Source organism: Limnobacter sp. SAORIC-580, from assembly GCF_013004065.1.
Lineage (GTDB): Bacteria > Pseudomonadota > Gammaproteobacteria > Burkholderiales > Burkholderiaceae_B > Limnobacter > Limnobacter profundi.
The window spans coordinates 3,082,769-3,097,004 of record NZ_CP053084.1 but is presented as its reverse complement, the minus strand read 5'-3'; the positions used below and the strand labels follow the sequence as shown (position 1 = coordinate 3,097,004).

Below are 14,236 nucleotides of genomic sequence, written 5' to 3'. Positions count from 1 at the left end.
CTCTCGTTCAGTCTCTCGTGACTCGAAGCAGTTCTTCCAGCGTGGTGGTACCACTGGTCACCCATCGTTGGCCGTCCTCCCGCATGTTCTTCATGCCCTTGGCCTGTGCGCGCTGGCGCATTTCGGCTTCCGAGTTTTCGTTGTGCACCATGGTGCGCAATTCATCGTCAATCGTAAACAGTTCGTATACACCGGTACGGCCTATGTAGCCTGTGTGGCCGCACTGGTCGCAGCCATTGGCATGCCAATGCGTGTCGCCGTGCTCATCCAGGGTGCTGGTTTTGCAATGTGGGCAAAGGCGGCGTACCAGGCGCTGGGCCAATACACCCAAGAGGCTTGAGGACAACAAAAATGGTTCAACGCCCATGTCGACCAGGCGCGTCACAGCACTCACGGAATCGTTGGTGTGCAGGGTGGCCAAAACCAAGTGCCCCGTCAGCGACGCCTGCACCGCAATTTGTGCGGTTTCAAGGTCGCGTATTTCACCAATCATGATTACATCCGGGTCTTGGCGCAAAATTGCGCGCAAGGCCTTGGCAAAAGTCATGTCGATTTTCGCGTTCACCGGGGTTTGGCTAATGCCAGGTAAATCGTATTCCACAGGGTCTTCCACGGTCATTACATTCGTTGTGGAAGAATCAATGCGCGACAACGCAGCGTACAGTGTAGTGGTTTTGCCCGACCCCGTTGGACCCGTCACTAAAATAATGCCATGTGGCATGTTGCACAGCCGGTCCATTTCCTTCAGGGTGTGCTCGGGCATGCCCAAGCGGCTCAGCTCAAGCCGGCCCGCTTCCTTGTCCAGCAAACGCAGCACCGCACGTTCGCCGTGGCCTGTGGGCAAGGTCGAAACACGCACATCCATGGGTTTGCCGCCAATGCGCAGGGTAATGCGGCCGTCTTGCGGCAAACGTTTTTCGGCAATGTCCAGGCTGGCCATGATCTTGATGCGTGAAATCAGGGCCGAGTGCAATTCACGGCGGGGTTGCAACACATCGCGTAACGTTCCATCCACCCGGAATCGCACAGCTGAGTGGGTCTCGAACGCCTCAATGTGAATATCTGATGCACCATCGCGGCTGGCCTGCGTCAGCAAGGCGTTGATCATTCGAATAATCGGTGCGTCGTCTTCGGTTTCCAGCAGGTCTTCAACCGCCGGAATGTCTTGCATCAACTGGTCCAGGTCCAGGTCGCCTGCCACTTCATCGGCCACAGCCGCCGCGCTGGTTTCCTGGTTTGAGTAAGCCTGGTTGATTGTTTTTTCAAGCACCACGGCGTCTTCGCAAAACACCCAGTCAATGGGGCAGGGCGCAACGCGTTGCGCTTCGATTAGCGCGTGGCTGGGCGTACGCGGGCTGAATGCCAAGCGCCACAATTCACTTTGAGCATCCAGGCACAGCACCTGGTTTTGCCGGGCAAAACCGTAGTGCAGGCGGCCAACTGTTTGTGGGTTGAAGCGCAGTTCCATCAGGGCGTATTTCCTGAAGTTCGGCCGCGAATTATACGACCGCCATTGGGACCTACCTCCGAATTGCTGCTGCTTTCACCGGCGCGGGGAATCACCAGAATTCGGTTGCTTGGCGTCAGGTTGATCGAGTCCCCATTGCCTTGGGCAGGCGCCACCGTGTTGGGGCGCGCCACATCGGCTGGGCGGCGGCTGGGCAGCACAGGTGCCTCCATATTGGGCAAACCAAAGCGTCTCTCGGGCTGGTTTTCCTGTTGAAGCTGGCGCATGTAATCGTATCGGTTCGTTACAATGCTTTGGGCCTGGTCCTCGTTGCGCACTACCACGGGCCGCAAAAATACCATCAGGTTGGTTTTCTGGCGACGGCGGTTGTCATAGCGGAAAAACTGCCCCAGCACGGGCACGTCGCCCAAACCCGGCACCTTTTCCTCGTTGCCGGTGACCCGGTCTTCAACCAATCCACCTAGCACAATGATGTTGCCTGTTTCTACCAGCACATTGCTTTCAATGGATCGCTTGTTGGTAATAATGCCCGACACGTTGGTGCTGTCCACCACCGAGCTCACTTCCTGAAAAATACCCAGTTTCACAATGCCGCCCTCGGACACCTGCGGCTTTACGCGCAAGGTCAAACCTACATCCTGTCGCTCAATGGTCTGGAACGGGTTGACCGTGGCCCCATTGCCTCCGCTGTTGGTGAATTGCCCGGTAATGAAAGGCACGTTCTGGCCAATCACGATTTTGGCTTCTTCATTGTCCAGCGTCAGAATGTTTGGAGTAGATAGAATGTTGGCGTTGGCCTTGCTTTCCAGCGCACGGGCCAAAAAGCCCAGGTTGGAAATGGTACCAATGCCGGGAATGTTCACTTGCCCATCAATCACACCAATGTTCAGGCCGCGGCCCACAGAGCCCAGATTGGTGGCTGCACCCAAGATATTGCTGCCAGAACCTGGATCGTTGAAGTTGGTGCCACCAATGACACGTACACCGTCAGCGCCCACGCCCGACAAGCCTTGAAATTGAATACCAAACTCGGCAGCTTTGTCGGTAGACACTTCAACAATCAGTGACTCTACGAATACCTGCGCACGGCGTACATCCAGCTTTTCGATGATGGAGCGCAGGTTACGGTAAATGGGTTCGGGTGCAGTAATAATCAGCGAATTGGTGGAGGGGTCGGCCTGCACAATGCCGCCGTTGTTCAAATCTACATTGCCCGAAGCGGCGCTCAGTTGCCCGCTGGAGGTGCCACCACCCAGCGAAGACCCAAGGCTACTGGAGCCTCCGAGGCCAGCGCTGCCGTTGGTAATGTTGCGTGTGCTGTTGTTGGTGTTGGAGGTGTCACCTCCCAATCCACCAGCAAGGCCGCCGGACAGTGAACTTAGACCAGACGAGCTGTTGTTGTCTGAAATCGGGCTGCTGCTGAGCACAGCCTGCAACGTTTTCGCCAGCTTGGCTGCCTCGGCATTTTTCAGGTACACCACCCACACATTGCCGGGTTGTTTGGTGGGTTGGTCCAGTTTTGCAATCAGGGCCTTCGCCAGGTTCAGGCGGGCTTTGCTGGGCGTGCGCAGCAACAGCGAGTTGGTGCGTGGGTCGGCCATTACCGACAGGCGTTGGCCTGCATCGACCGCAGCACCCGTACCCCGGTTGCCTTCATCCAGCATGCGGCCCAGAATGGCGGCCAAATCCACGGCCAGGGCATGCTCAAGGGGCACCACTTCCAGGTCGCCTGAATATGGGCCATCAATGCTGGCAATAATTCGGGCGATTCGTTGCAGGTTGTCTGCGTAATCAGTAATCACCAGCGTGTTGTTGTTGGGGTAAGCAGCAATCGTGTTGTTGGGAGCAATCAACGGGCGCAGAACTGGCACCAGTGCGGTGGCCGATTCATAGTTCAGCTGAAACACTTGCGTCACGATCGCATTGCCGCTTTGGTTCATGGCTTTGCGGGGATCTACACTGTCGGCTTGAACTTTGGCATCGTTTTCAGGCAAAACGCGGGCTATGCCGCCGCTTTCAACAATCGTAAAACCTTGCAGGCGCAGGGCAGCCAACAGGGCATTCTTGGCATCGGCCGCGCTCAGGGGTTGGGGCGAAACCAGCGAAATCGTACCGCGCACGCGAGGGTCTACAACGAATGTTTGATTGGTGAACGAGCCAATGGCACGCACCACGGCGTCAATGTCTGCATTCACAAAGTTCAATGCGAACTTGTCTTCCTGGCTGTTTTGTACCCGCGCTGTGCTTTGAAGGTTCAGGTTTTGTGCATGGCCTGCAACGCCCAGTCCCAAGCCCATCGAAGCCAGTGCAATGCTCAAAAGCGAGCGTTTCATTTGTCCCATGCGTGCAGTGTTCAAGCTCACTGTTCCTTTTATTTTTGCTTCTTTCATCAAAATACACCCAAGCGATAGCGATCGCCTTCAAGTCGTCCCATCTGGCTGAGCAGGCCCGTCAACGCATCCTTGCTGCGTTCTTGCGCACTGGCATACCCATTGAATACAAATCGTTGTCCGTTCGTCCACTGACCACTTCCCTCCAGCATCAAGGGGCCTTTGTTGGTCGCCAGTGTCATGTCTAATCTTGTATCAGGATTTCCTGTCACGGTGATGACATATTCACCCAAGGGTCGAATACTGGCCAGCGCCGATTGGGCATCCAGCCATTTCAGCGTGGCATTTATGCTCTTGCCGCTTTGCCATTCAAGCCAGCTTAACTGCAACAGGCCCTCGGGTCGAATGGTATTGAAGGGCGCACCTGTTGCCCCCAGCCAGGCTGCGGGCATGCGAAGCTCGCCACTACTCACAGTAATACCTGCGCCGGTGAATCCCAGATGCAAAGGCTGTACGAATTTCGGGTGTGTTATTTCAATTCCCAGCCAGCTTGCATCGCCACCCAGTCGAAGGTGCCAGGCCAAAGCCTCTGGAATGGCATATACCCGCGCGCCATCGGACAGGCCCAACTGCATTTGCCCAGCCCACACCGACCCATGGCTGCTCAACACCCGAACCTTGCCGCCGCTTGCAGATTCAATGCTGCCCGATACGGCATACACCGGGTAGTTCCACACCAGCACAGCCAGGGCAATCAAGGCAAACGGCCACAACCCACGCAAACGTTTCATTGGGGGGCGCCTGTGTTTCCTTGGCTGGCTGGCAACAAGGTAACGTAACCTTTCAACACACCGGCTTGCACTTTCTCCACCTCGGCCTGGTTCAAGGTGATGCTGGAAATGGCCTCGGCGCGCGCCATCCAGGCCAGAAAACCACTGGCTGGGACATTGTCGAATTCCACCCGGATGTCGCCTTCCTCGGTGCGCACCAGTGTGGCTTGCTCGGCTATGCCCTGTTCTTCAAGTAGCTGTTGCAGGCGTGCCTGCAAATCGCTTTCAGGCACTACAACGCGCGATCGTGCACCTCGCAGGGCTTCCAGGTCTTGCGCAGCGCGCATCACCTGGCCTGCCTTGTCCACCAGCGCGGCTTGGTTGGTGGGGCCTTGTTGTATGGTCAGGAGTGCAGGTTCAATGAGTACAAACCAGGCAATCAGCACCGCTGCCAATGCGCCGCCATACGTCACCAGTTTTCGTTCCCTGCTGTTTAGCTGGTCCAGTTGGGCCTGTGCTTTGTTCAGCAAATCATTGGGTTTCATCGCGCCGCTCCCTTCTTCACTTGCAGCACAGGCAAGTTGGATTGCGCGCCGATCAGCCACTTGGCATCCAGCCTTCGGGCTTTCAGTTTTTGCAAGGCGGCGCCTTGCTGGTCTTCAGAAATATTGGCATTGAACCGCACGCTCAGTGTGTTCTCAGCCCAGGCAAAATCGACCATGCTGTTAAAGGGCGCCAGCTCCATGGCCAATCCCACCTCGTGAAGCAGGGCACTTGCGCCCTGGGCATTGCTGGTGTCCAGCCCAGCGTTCAGATTGCGTTTTTCTCGTTCAATCAATAACAAGGGGTCGGCCACCATGGGCGTGTTGGGCAAGGCCTGGGCATAGCTCTCGGCAATTTGGGTTTCAATGGCTGCATTGGCACTTTCAATTTTTAAGGCCAGTACATTCAGGCCCAGCACCGCAACGGCCATCAAGGCCAAGGCTGGGGTAAGCAGCTTGCGCAAGCCAGCTTGGTTGGCCATTGGGCGCATGCCCATCTTTCGAAGTTCGTCTGCGCTCAGCAGGCTTTTGTTCAACAGCCTCGGCAAAGGCTCGATGGGTGCACGTGTATTGGCGCGTATTTTATTCTCGCCCATGGCCCCGTCCACCTGGCTGCTCAACCAGGTGTAGTCTGTGTTGTTCAATTCAATCACGGGGGCACCGGCTTGCTGCAATCGACGTTGCAGCATCACTTTCAACACGGCTGCCTGGGCAGTGGGTGTCAGCAAGGGCGTATCAATGCCATCTACCAAAATAAAGTCTTGCCCGCTCAGCCATGCAGCGCCCTCGTTGCCAGTGCGTTCCCGCAATGTCTCGCAGCTTAGGCCTGCCAGCTTCAAGCCCTGTTGTGCGCAGCTGCTGACAATGCTGCGTGCACGTGTTTTTCCCAGCACGGCAGCCAGCTTTGCCCCACCCAAGTGCTTGGGCAGGTTGGGCCACAGGCTCACGTGGTTTTCTTCGGGCTCGTTCAACAGGTAAGGCTCAACCAGAAAGGGCAGCGCCTCTTTCAGTTTGTTGCCAGTCAACTTGGGAGGCACCACAGCAAACAGCCCCACTTCGGTGGGGTTCACCAACACCAGGCAAGGCAGGTCTTTGGGTAGTTTGTTCAGGGCCTCTTCGCCGCCATGCAGTTTGTCGCCGCTTCGGGCAAGCACTTCATAGCGCAGTCTAATCATGCGGCCCTCCTCTTCCGCACGGGCTTGGTCAAGGGCCTTGGGCCACCAAATCACCAACAGGGGTTGGTTGTTATTCAATTATTGTCTCCACATCACATACACGCGCTGGTCTCGTCGCTCAAGCAAAGCCCGGGTCCGAATCAACGCCTCCTCTACCTGCGCAGTGCCTTCTACGAGAAAGTAATTGCTGCTCACGGTTATTAAATCATTGTTTATGGTCACATTTGCATTCAGTGCAGCCCGAATATCCGCCACATTCCGGAAAGTGACCCTTTCACGTTGGGCCAGCAATCGCTGAGCATCGCTGAAGCTCATTTCCTCTACTACTGCGTAAAGCACCTCGGCAGATGCAGTGTTGGCATTCACCGCACTGGCTTTGGGCAAAATGGCCACATAGGGCCGCAGCTGGTTCCAGGTTTCTTCAGTAATGCCGTATTTGCCCTGAAACTCTTCCCACCGCAAAGCGGGCTCAATGCGCGGGGCATTCGGATCAATGCCTTGTTCTTCAGGGTTGACCAGTTTGGGCATGAACATGGTGCTCAAGGTTTGAACCAACAAGTTTCGCTGGTCTGCGGGCACGCTCAGCAGGTCACTTAGTTTGGTAAAGCCTGCCAGCCACACTTGTTGGCGGGGGTTGTCAGCACCCAGGTTGCGAAGGTTGAATCGCCCTTGTGCATCTTCAATTCGCCCGGTCAATACTACTTCCCGATCATCACTGTCGGTGGCATTTTCTTCCTTGCGCATCAAGCCTTCGTTGATGCGGCTTTCAGCCAAGGGCACTGCCCAAGGTTCGGTCAATGTGTCGGTGGTGGACACTCTTGCGTCTTCGCGCAAAATAACCCTGGCCCAATCCACACCGCTGCGGCTAACCGCATCGGCCTGGTCGCGTGCTGCTGCAACTGAAATGGTTTTTGCAGTGGCAAACAGGTTCCAGATCAAAGGGCTCACTGCCAATGTGCACAGCACCACGATGAACAATGCCATCACCACGGCCGCGCCTTGTTGTGGTCGAATTCGCGTTGATCTCATCAGTACACCCCACCCGTTAAAAACACCTGCGTCACGACCTGGTTGTTGGGTTGGGTCAAGCTGATTTCAACCGCCCGCACCAGGCTTCGTACCGCTTGTCCTTCAGTTGTTTCCGGTGTGCCCGGTGTTTCACCTTCGCCGCTTTCTGGCGGGCGCTGTGCCGGTGTACCGCTGTTCAGCTGCAATGCAGGTCCTTGCAACTCAAGGTCTGTGCGTTCTTGAACAACATGGTTGCCGAATGTCACAGGGCTGCTCCACCCGCCGGGTTCACGCAACAGGCGCACTTGCAGGCCCCGGGTGGCAATCGGGTCGCTGATCGAGGGTTGCTCCGGGTTTGGCTGGCGGCGTGCAATCCGAAGCAAATTGGTGCCGTCCAGCACCCATTCCACACGCTCCCGGTAGGCAGGTTCGCTGGTGTTGCGCTGGGTAAACTGAATCAGTAGCCCATTGCCGGTCACTTCAATCAAATCGCTCTCCGGGGTGGGCGTGTCCAGCGTCAACTCCAGCGCGCCAAGGTCTTTTTCGAACTGTGAAAAAACAGCGGCTACGGTTTGAATCTGCTCGTCCACCTCTGTAACGCGGTTGGCCGAACGCAATACTTCCTGCAAACCCTGCCAGGACAAAATCGAAATCACCGACACAATGCCCAATGCAATTAGAACTTCCAGCAGCGTAAAACCCTTGGCATTTTTATTCATGGCGCGCTGCTCAAGAAAATCACCAAGCGAGCCAGCTGGTTGCCTTGGTCGCCCTCGAAGGCGTCCAGCACCTGAATTTCCACCCGCCTGAAATTCGGGTTGGGAGTGTTGGAAATTTCCACCCGACATACAAACCGGAAATTGCCCTGTGGGCAGGATTGCTGCGCGGTTTGCGCACTCGGAAACACGCCGGAAACCCGAATGTAGTTGGCGGCATTCTTTGCGCTCCACTGCGCATACTGCCGCTTGATCATCTCGTCTTGCTGAATGTTCAAGTTGCCGGCTGCCTTCAGGCAGGCAATCAGGGCCACCGCGATAATGGTCATGGCCACCAGCGCTTCAATCAGGGTAAAACCGCGCTGCTGCTTCATAGGCTTTGACTGGCCCTGTTCAGCACTGTGGTGCTGGGTTTGCTGACCTTGAATACACCACTGGCTTGGCTTTCCAGCACCACCTGCACTCGGTTGCGTTGAAGCACAATCGCCTGGCGTTTCAGGCCAGTCCTGCTTTCCAGGGTCAGGAACTTGTTTTCAAGGCCCTCGTTGATCAAGGTCACCTTGAAGGGGCCGTTGTCCCAAAGGCGGGGGCGCAGCAAGGGTTCCGTAGTCACTGGTACCCAGCGGCTGCCTGTGAATTCTTCGAAGGTGTAGCCCTCATCACCGGCTACAAAGCGAATGTCTTTGGATTTCAACAGAGATTCCTGCTGGGCAATGCGCAGCAGTTGCGACAGTTTTTTGGCGTCTGATTCCAGGTAATTGGAATCGCCGGGTGTGCCGCGCACCACAATAAGGCCGGCGGCGATCGACAATACGACGATCACCACCAGCAATTCAAGCAGGGTAAACCCCCGCTTAGAGGCTCCAGGAACCAATGTCGGCATTCACGCCCTCACCACCGGCTTTGCCATCTGCACCAAAGCTCATTACATCCACTTCGCCATTAATGCCAGGGCTCAAAAACTGATAGTTGCTGCCCCAAGGGTCAACCGGCAGGCGCGACAAATAACCACCTTGTTTGTAATTGCGTGGCACGGGTTCCGTGGTCGGGGGGGTCACCAGGGCTTGCAGCCCTTGTTCGGTGGTCGGGTAGCGGCTGTTGTCCAGGCGGTACAGGTTCAGTGCTTGCATCACCGAAGCTATGTCTTGCTTGGCCGCAACCACGCGGGCCTCGTCGGGACGTCCCATGATTTTTGGCACCACCAGCGTAGCGAGAATACCAAGAATGACTACAACCACCATGATTTCAATCAGGGTAAAGCCCTTGTTTTGTTTTTTGCCTTGAAGCGAATTTAGTTTTTTCATAAACAACCGTAGAAAAGATCCAGAATTATCCTTGCTGAAGGTTACACCCATTTTATGAATATTTGACAGCAGCCCGCACCACCGTTGCAAGCCGCACAAAATCCCCCTGCTTTCGGGTAATCAGTAAAACCTTTACCTTTGTCACGTAAATAGGGTCTTTCTTAGGTGTTCTTGCGTGCGCATACTTCGGATGTGGGCAACTCAAGTTGCCGACAACCCTTGAAGCATGGCTTAAAAACCGGTCACCCTCGCGGGTTGTCCGGTTTTTTTTTGAATCTGGCCCATCTTGCGGGTTATGATGCTTTCCAGTGAGTCACTTCCCTTCGCCCCATGAAACTTGCATTGAAAAAACCCGTTGCCCAGATCAGCTTGTCACCAAGACTTGTTCAGGGATTGAGAATGGTGTTGTGGTTGAGCACAGTGGGGCTGGCTGTGTGGGTGTTGATCAAGTTGTTCGCGCCTGCGCCTGTGGTTGCACCTGCCATGCCTGCTCAGGCCTCGGCGAATTATCAAATCGACCAGTCGCCTGAAGCGCGGCTGATGGGCGTTGAAACCGCGGGCGGTCTTACGCCGCCCTCTGTGAATTTGTTGGGCATTTTTGCCAACAGCGAAGGAAAGGGGGCTGCCGTCATGTCCATTGAAGGGCAGCCCGCGCAATCAAAGCGCGTGGGTGATGAAGTGGCCAACGGTTGGACGCTGGAGGAAGTAGGTCCAACCTTCGCAGTCATGCGTCGCAGCGGGCAGCGTCATCAGGTCAACTTGCCTATTCTTGAAGCAGATCCCAATTTGCTGCGCCGCGTGCCTGCCAGCAGTTAAGTGCCCGTGCCAATCAGGGTTTGGGTCAAGGCTTTGCCGTCGGCATCCTGAATTTCTATTTTTGCAGGCTGCCAGTTCAAATCTTTGGCATACCAAATGCGCACAACTTCATCGCCTGCGTCCTCAGGTTTGGTTTCAAATTGCAGGGTGCTCACCCGGCGTTCGCCTTTGCCCAGGTCCAGGGTTAAATCTTCTGTTTTCTTCAGAACAAAAACCTCATTGCCCACGCGCCCGGTGCTCATGACCCGCATGGGCAATGTTTCGCCCGTTTTCAGGTCAGCGTTGCAGCGCAAACGCGCAGCAATCTGATAAATCATGCTGATTCGGTCCTGCAGCCCTTTTTCATAGGGTGCAGACTCGCCATTGCGCTTGAATAGCACCTGCTGCGTTTCCGCATTCAGCATGCTTTCAGCCACTGGCTTTTTGCCACGTTGCTCGGCGTAGTAAAGGGGGGTTAAGCCCAATTGTGCATCCACCAGCCCTTCACTTTTCTGGGTTAACTGGCCCGAGTACAATAAAGCCAAAAAGCCTTTGGCCTGTGAAGTAGATTCAAGTTTGTACTGCGTACCGGCCACCCGCATTTTGTGAGTACTAATGGCCAGTTCACCCGGAATTTGACTGTGCGTCAGTGAGAACCGCAGGTCTGAATCAATGACCTGTTTGCCCATGCCTCTGCAAGTGGTCTCTGCCGCCCAAGTGCTACTCACGCTGCTCAGGCTGAGCAGGGCAGCAGCGCTGATTTTGATCATTGTTTTTTTGCTTACATTCATCGCTTCACAATACCTTCCAGATAACCTTCGTCTTTGTTGAAAATGCTGAGGCACTCTCGCCGGGGTATTTTGCCCAGTGGTGCAGCAGACACATGCACCCATTTGCCAAACTCCAGAATCAGTTGATCAAATTCACATGGCAATTGTGCAATGGCCAATGCCAAATCGCAGGGGCTGCCGAATTCGGGGCATACCAAATCGGCCGCCAGCCCCATGCAGTGCTGCGAGTTGGGCACACCGCCCACTTTCTCATTCAAGGCATGTGCCCTGAAACCACTGTTAATCTTTAACGCACCACTGCGAATATTCAGGGACCTTTGAATATCACCCAGCAAAGCAGAAAGCCTGCTGAGGTTTTCAAGCAGCTCTGGCGGGCAAGTGTTGTCTAGACCGCACCGCAGTGCGGTGTCAGAATGACACAAGGTATCCTGACAAAATTCGGGATGAAAACTCAACTTCAGGTCCATTCGTTTTGCGCATTCGTTATATTCGTCGTCCCCATGCGGGCTTGTCCGGCAAAGTGTATTTACTCGATCTTGACAACACCCTGCACCATGCATCCACCCACATTCTGCCCGAGATCAACCGGCAAATGACACGCTATCTGGCTGAACACCTGGCGTTGGACCCCCAGCAGGCCAGCGAGTTGCGTACCCAATACTGGCTTCGCTATGGTGCAACTTTATTGGGCATGATGCGCCATCATCAAACCAACCCGCACCACTTTTTGGCCAGTACCCATCGTTTCGAGGGCTTGAAAAAATTGAGTTCTCGCCATGGTAGCGTGCCCCACCGCCTGGGCAAACTGACTGGCCTGCGCATTATGCTGACCAATGCACCCCGCGCTTACGCTGTGGCACTGTGCAAGGAAATGGGTTTGTACCGGCACCTGCATGCCGTAATTGCGATTGAAGACATGGTGGTTCACCAAACCTGGCGGCCCAAACCAGCCAATATTTTGTGGCCAAATCTGAAAACCCAGTTAAAAGGCAAGCGGGCTTTGTTGGTAGACGACACCTTTGGGCACCTGGAGCAAGCCGCCAGGCACGGCATTCAAACCAGCTGGATCACCTTTCCTGGTTTGGGGTTCAAGCCCCGGCAACTCACCGGCAAGGTTAAACACCGCATTCGGCAGTTTGAAGCCATACGCACCGCAAAATTCTAGGCATTGCACACAGTGCACTTGGGGTCTTTGCGAATTTTCATTTTCGTGAATTCGCAACTGCGCGAATCGTAAATTTGCAGGGTGCTGTACATGGGTTGTCCAAAGCCAGCCAAAATTTTCAGCGCCTCGCTGGCTTGCAGCGTGCCAATCACGCCTGTCAGCGGCGCAAACACGCCCATGGTGGCGCAACGCACTTCTGATACATCGTCCCCTTCCGGGAACAGGCAGTGGTAGCAGGGCGCTTGCGGATTATTCAGTTCGAACACGGCCAACTGGCCGTCCAACCGAATGGCCGCGCCAGAAACCAGTGGCTTGCCGAACTTCACACAGGCACGGTTCACGGCGTGGCGGGTTTTGAAGTTGTCGCAGCAGTCCAGCACCACATCCACTTTCGCAACCAACTGCTCCAGTTCTTCACCTTCAAGGCGGTGCGCAATGGGCACAACCGTGCTGCACGGGTTCAGTTCATTCAAGTGGGTTTTGGCCGATTCCACCTTGGCCATGCCCACACGCGCGGTGGTGTGTAACACCTGGCGTTGAAGGTTGGTCAGGTCGACTTCATCGTCGTCTGCGATATAAATTGTGCCCACGCCCGCACTGGCCAGGTACAGCGCACTGGGGCAACCCAGGCCACCTGCACCCACTACCAGCACTTTGGCACTGGCAATGCGCGATTGGCCCTCAATACCGATTTCATCCAGAAGAATGTGACGGGAGTACCGAAGTAACTCCTCGTCATTCAAGTCTCTCAGTTCCACGTTCAAGCCGTTTTCGGGGCGGCTTACTTGGCTGACTTGGCCGTTTGTGCAGCCTTGCGGTTTTGCACCACGGGCTTGCCTTTCAGGTAATTCAGGGCTTGTTGCAATTGATAATCGTCTTTTTCGCCGAACACAATCGGCTTCATGTCTGCGTTCTTGTTGCTGTCCGAATTCTTGGAGCTCGGTGTTTCTTCGCCCTTGTCGTTGCTCAGGTGTCGGGTCAGGTCCGCTTCGCGAACACGCTCAACAATGTCACCTTCGGGAGTTTCGGTCACCACATAATCAGGTTCAATGCCCTTGGCCTGAATGCTGCGGCCATTTGGCGTGTAGTAACGTGCCGTGGTCAGCTTGATCGCCGTGTTGTTGTTCAAAGGCAATATGGTTTGTACCGAACCCTTGCCGAAGGTTTGTGTGCCCAACACCTTGGCGCGGCCATGGTCTTGCAGTGCACCTGCCACAATTTCCGACGCAGAGGCCGAGCCGCCGTTTACCACCACAATCATGGGCACGGTTTTCGCAATCGGGCTCAATTCTTTCAGGTAGTCTTTCTCGCGGCCACGCAGGTAATCTTCAGGGCCTGCCACCAGCTTGCGTTGGGAGTCTTCGGTACGTCCATCGGTAGATACCACCAAGGTGTTTTGGGGCAAAAAGGCGGCGCTAACGCCTACTGCAGCATTCAGCAAGCCACCCGGATCGTTGCGCAAATCCAGCACCAAGCCTTTCATCGGTGTTTTGGCCTGCAGGGTGTTGATGGCCTTTACCAGGTACTCACCGGTGTGTTCTTGAAACTGCGTAATGCGCACGTAACCAATGCCATCGTCCAGCATCTTGGATTTCACGCTTTGCACCCGAATTACATCGCGAATAATTTTGACCTCGATTGGCTTTTCCACGTCCTTGCGCAGCAAGGTCAGGCGAATCTCGGTTTTTGGTTTGCCACGCATCAAATTAACCGCATCGGACAAACTCATGCCTTTGGTGGGCTTGTCATCGATTTTCACAATCAGGTCGCCGGCCTTCACGCCAGCTTTCGCGGCGGGGGTGTCTTCAATCGGCGAAATCACCTTGACAAAGCCGTCCTCAGTACCTACTTCAATGCCCAGGCCGCCAAATTCACCTTGCGTGCCCACGCGCAGTTCTTTGAACGCTTCTGCATCCAGGTAGCTGGAGTGGGGGTCTAGGTTGGCCACCATGCCGCTGATGGCACCGTTGAACAACTTGTCATCGCCCACGGGTTCCACGTAAAAACTCTTGATTGCGCCAAATACCTCAGTGAACTGACGCAGCTCACTCAATGGCAAGGCCTCGGGCTGCTGCCGTTGGGCCACCGCGCTAATACCCACGCTGACCAACACGCCGGCCACTACACCGACTGATACCAAACTGATTTGTCGCAATTTTTGACGCATAATTC

General features: G+C 55.2%; 16 protein-coding genes. 2 read left to right on the top strand and 14 right to left on the bottom strand.

Annotated elements, in window-relative coordinates:
• Nucleotides 1–7: 7 nt before the first annotated feature.
• From gspE to gspG, 10 genes are read right to left on the bottom strand one after another with little or no spacing between them, the layout of a single operon-like run.
• Nucleotides 8–1,468 (bottom strand): type II secretion system ATPase GspE, encoded by a 1,461-nt coding sequence (gspE, locus tag HKT17_RS14535; RefSeq protein WP_171101041.1) that lies wholly within the window; start codon nucleotides 1,466–1,468, stop codon nucleotides 8–10.
• Nucleotides 1,468–3,858, bottom strand: coding sequence for a type II secretion system secretin GspD (gene gspD, locus HKT17_RS14530; protein WP_171101039.1), 2,391 nt, complete (start codon nucleotides 3,856–3,858; stop codon nucleotides 1,468–1,470). Before gspD ends, gspE begins: the two co-directional genes overlap by 1 nt.
• Entirely contained in the window at nucleotides 3,858–4,589 is a 732-nt protein-coding gene (gene gspN, locus HKT17_RS14525; protein WP_171101037.1) for a type II secretion system protein N, read from the bottom strand. The genes gspD and gspN overlap by 1 nt, the downstream gene beginning before the upstream one ends.
• The gene (locus tag HKT17_RS14520; RefSeq protein WP_171101035.1) at nucleotides 4,586–5,113 is read right to left on the bottom strand and encodes a type II secretion system protein M; all 528 of its coding nucleotides are present in this window, start codon (nucleotides 5,111–5,113) and stop codon (nucleotides 4,586–4,588) included. Before HKT17_RS14520 ends, gspN begins: the two co-directional genes overlap by 4 nt.
• Nucleotides 5,110–6,363 carry a type II secretion system protein GspL gene (gene gspL, locus HKT17_RS14515; protein WP_171101033.1) on the bottom strand — a complete coding sequence of 418 codons (1,254 nt, stop codon included), beginning with the start codon at nucleotides 6,361–6,363 and terminating at the stop codon, nucleotides 5,110–5,112. The genes HKT17_RS14520 and gspL overlap by 4 nt, the downstream gene beginning before the upstream one ends.
• Entirely contained in the window at nucleotides 6,364–7,314 is a 951-nt protein-coding gene (gene gspK, locus HKT17_RS14510) for a type II secretion system minor pseudopilin GspK (protein WP_105027553.1), read from the bottom strand. It abuts the gene before it with no gap.
• Nucleotides 7,314–8,012 (bottom strand): PulJ/GspJ family protein, encoded by a 699-nt coding sequence (locus HKT17_RS14505; protein WP_171101031.1) that lies wholly within the window; start codon nucleotides 8,010–8,012, stop codon nucleotides 7,314–7,316. Before HKT17_RS14505 ends, gspK begins: the two co-directional genes overlap by 1 nt.
• The gene (gspI, locus tag HKT17_RS14500; RefSeq protein ID WP_105027551.1) at nucleotides 8,009–8,383 is read right to left on the bottom strand and encodes a type II secretion system minor pseudopilin GspI; all 375 of its coding nucleotides are present in this window, start codon (nucleotides 8,381–8,383) and stop codon (nucleotides 8,009–8,011) included. Before gspI ends, HKT17_RS14505 begins: the two co-directional genes overlap by 4 nt.
• Nucleotides 8,380–8,892 carry a prepilin-type N-terminal cleavage/methylation domain-containing protein gene (locus HKT17_RS14495; protein ID WP_171101029.1) on the bottom strand — a complete coding sequence of 171 codons (513 nt, stop codon included), beginning with the start codon at nucleotides 8,890–8,892 and terminating at the stop codon, nucleotides 8,380–8,382. The genes gspI and HKT17_RS14495 overlap by 4 nt, the downstream gene beginning before the upstream one ends.
• Nucleotides 8,864–9,313, bottom strand: coding sequence for a type II secretion system major pseudopilin GspG (gene gspG, locus HKT17_RS14490; protein WP_105027549.1), 450 nt, complete (start codon nucleotides 9,311–9,313; stop codon nucleotides 8,864–8,866). Before gspG ends, HKT17_RS14495 begins: the two co-directional genes overlap by 29 nt.
• Nucleotides 9,314–9,643: 330 nt before the next feature.
• On the opposite strand from gspG, the gene HKT17_RS14485 reads away from it, so the two are divergent.
• Nucleotides 9,644–10,129 carry a type II secretion system protein N gene (locus HKT17_RS14485; RefSeq protein ID WP_105027548.1) on the top strand — a complete coding sequence of 162 codons (486 nt, stop codon included), beginning with the start codon at nucleotides 9,644–9,646 and terminating at the stop codon, nucleotides 10,127–10,129.
• On the opposite strand, the gene HKT17_RS14480 is transcribed toward HKT17_RS14485, so the two are convergent.
• The gene (locus HKT17_RS14480) at nucleotides 10,126–10,878 is read right to left on the bottom strand and encodes a DUF3108 domain-containing protein (RefSeq protein WP_171101025.1); all 753 of its coding nucleotides are present in this window, start codon (nucleotides 10,876–10,878) and stop codon (nucleotides 10,126–10,128) included. The two genes, HKT17_RS14485 and HKT17_RS14480, sit on opposite strands and share 4 nt — an antisense overlap.
• Before the next feature lie 17 nt (nucleotides 10,879–10,895).
• Complete coding sequence (locus tag HKT17_RS14475) at nucleotides 10,896–11,366, bottom strand: D-Ala-D-Ala carboxypeptidase family metallohydrolase (protein ID WP_171101023.1); 471 nt, start codon at nucleotides 11,364–11,366, stop codon at nucleotides 10,896–10,898.
• Nucleotides 11,367–11,371: 5 nt separating this feature from the next.
• Here HKT17_RS14475 and HKT17_RS14470 point away from each other — a divergent pair, with 5 nt between their 5' ends.
• Nucleotides 11,372–12,064: an HAD family hydrolase gene (locus tag HKT17_RS14470; RefSeq protein ID WP_171101021.1), complete on the top strand. Its 693-nt coding sequence runs from the start codon at nucleotides 11,372–11,374 to the stop codon at nucleotides 12,062–12,064.
• Here HKT17_RS14470 and HKT17_RS14465 read toward each other — a convergent pair.
• Nucleotides 12,061–12,807, bottom strand: a complete 747-nt coding sequence (locus tag HKT17_RS14465) for a HesA/MoeB/ThiF family protein (RefSeq protein WP_171101556.1) — start codon at nucleotides 12,805–12,807, stop codon at nucleotides 12,061–12,063. The two genes, HKT17_RS14470 and HKT17_RS14465, sit on opposite strands and share 4 nt — an antisense overlap.
• A 38-nt stretch (nucleotides 12,808–12,845) precedes the next feature.
• Nucleotides 12,846–14,234, bottom strand: coding sequence for a S41 family peptidase (locus tag HKT17_RS14460; RefSeq protein ID WP_371133876.1), 1,389 nt, complete (start codon nucleotides 14,232–14,234; stop codon nucleotides 12,846–12,848).
• Nucleotides 14,235–14,236 lie beyond the last annotated feature (2 nt).

Coding starts and splice junctions, on each gene's coding strand:
- HKT17_RS14475 (WP_171101023.1), bottom strand. CDS start 11,366: ATGGACCTGAAGTTGAGTTTTCATCCCGAATTTTGTCAGGATACCTTG.
- gspD (WP_171101039.1), bottom strand. CDS start 3,858: ATGAAAGAAGCAAAAATAAAAGGAACAGTGAGCTTGAACACTGCACGC.
- gspK (WP_105027553.1), bottom strand. CDS start 7,314: ATGAGATCAACGCGAATTCGACCACAACAAGGCGCGGCCGTGGTGATG.
- gspE (WP_171101041.1), bottom strand. CDS start 1,468: ATGGAACTGCGCTTCAACCCACAAACAGTTGGCCGCCTGCACTACGGT.
- gspN (WP_171101037.1), bottom strand. CDS start 4,589: ATGAAACGTTTGCGTGGGTTGTGGCCGTTTGCCTTGATTGCCCTGGCT.
- gspG (WP_105027549.1), bottom strand. CDS start 9,313: ATGAAAAAACTAAATTCGCTTCAAGGCAAAAAACAAAACAAGGGCTTT.
- HKT17_RS14485 (WP_105027548.1), top strand. CDS start 9,644: ATGAAACTTGCATTGAAAAAACCCGTTGCCCAGATCAGCTTGTCACCA.
- HKT17_RS14480 (WP_171101025.1), bottom strand. CDS start 10,878: ATGATCAAAATCAGCGCTGCTGCCCTGCTCAGCCTGAGCAGCGTGAGT.
- gspI (WP_105027551.1), bottom strand. CDS start 8,383: ATGAAGCAGCAGCGCGGTTTTACCCTGATTGAAGCGCTGGTGGCCATG.
- HKT17_RS14520 (WP_171101035.1), bottom strand. CDS start 5,113: ATGAAACCCAATGATTTGCTGAACAAAGCACAGGCCCAACTGGACCAG.
- HKT17_RS14505 (WP_171101031.1), bottom strand. CDS start 8,012: ATGAATAAAAATGCCAAGGGTTTTACGCTGCTGGAAGTTCTAATTGCA.
- HKT17_RS14495 (WP_171101029.1), bottom strand. CDS start 8,892: ATGCCGACATTGGTTCCTGGAGCCTCTAAGCGGGGGTTTACCCTGCTT.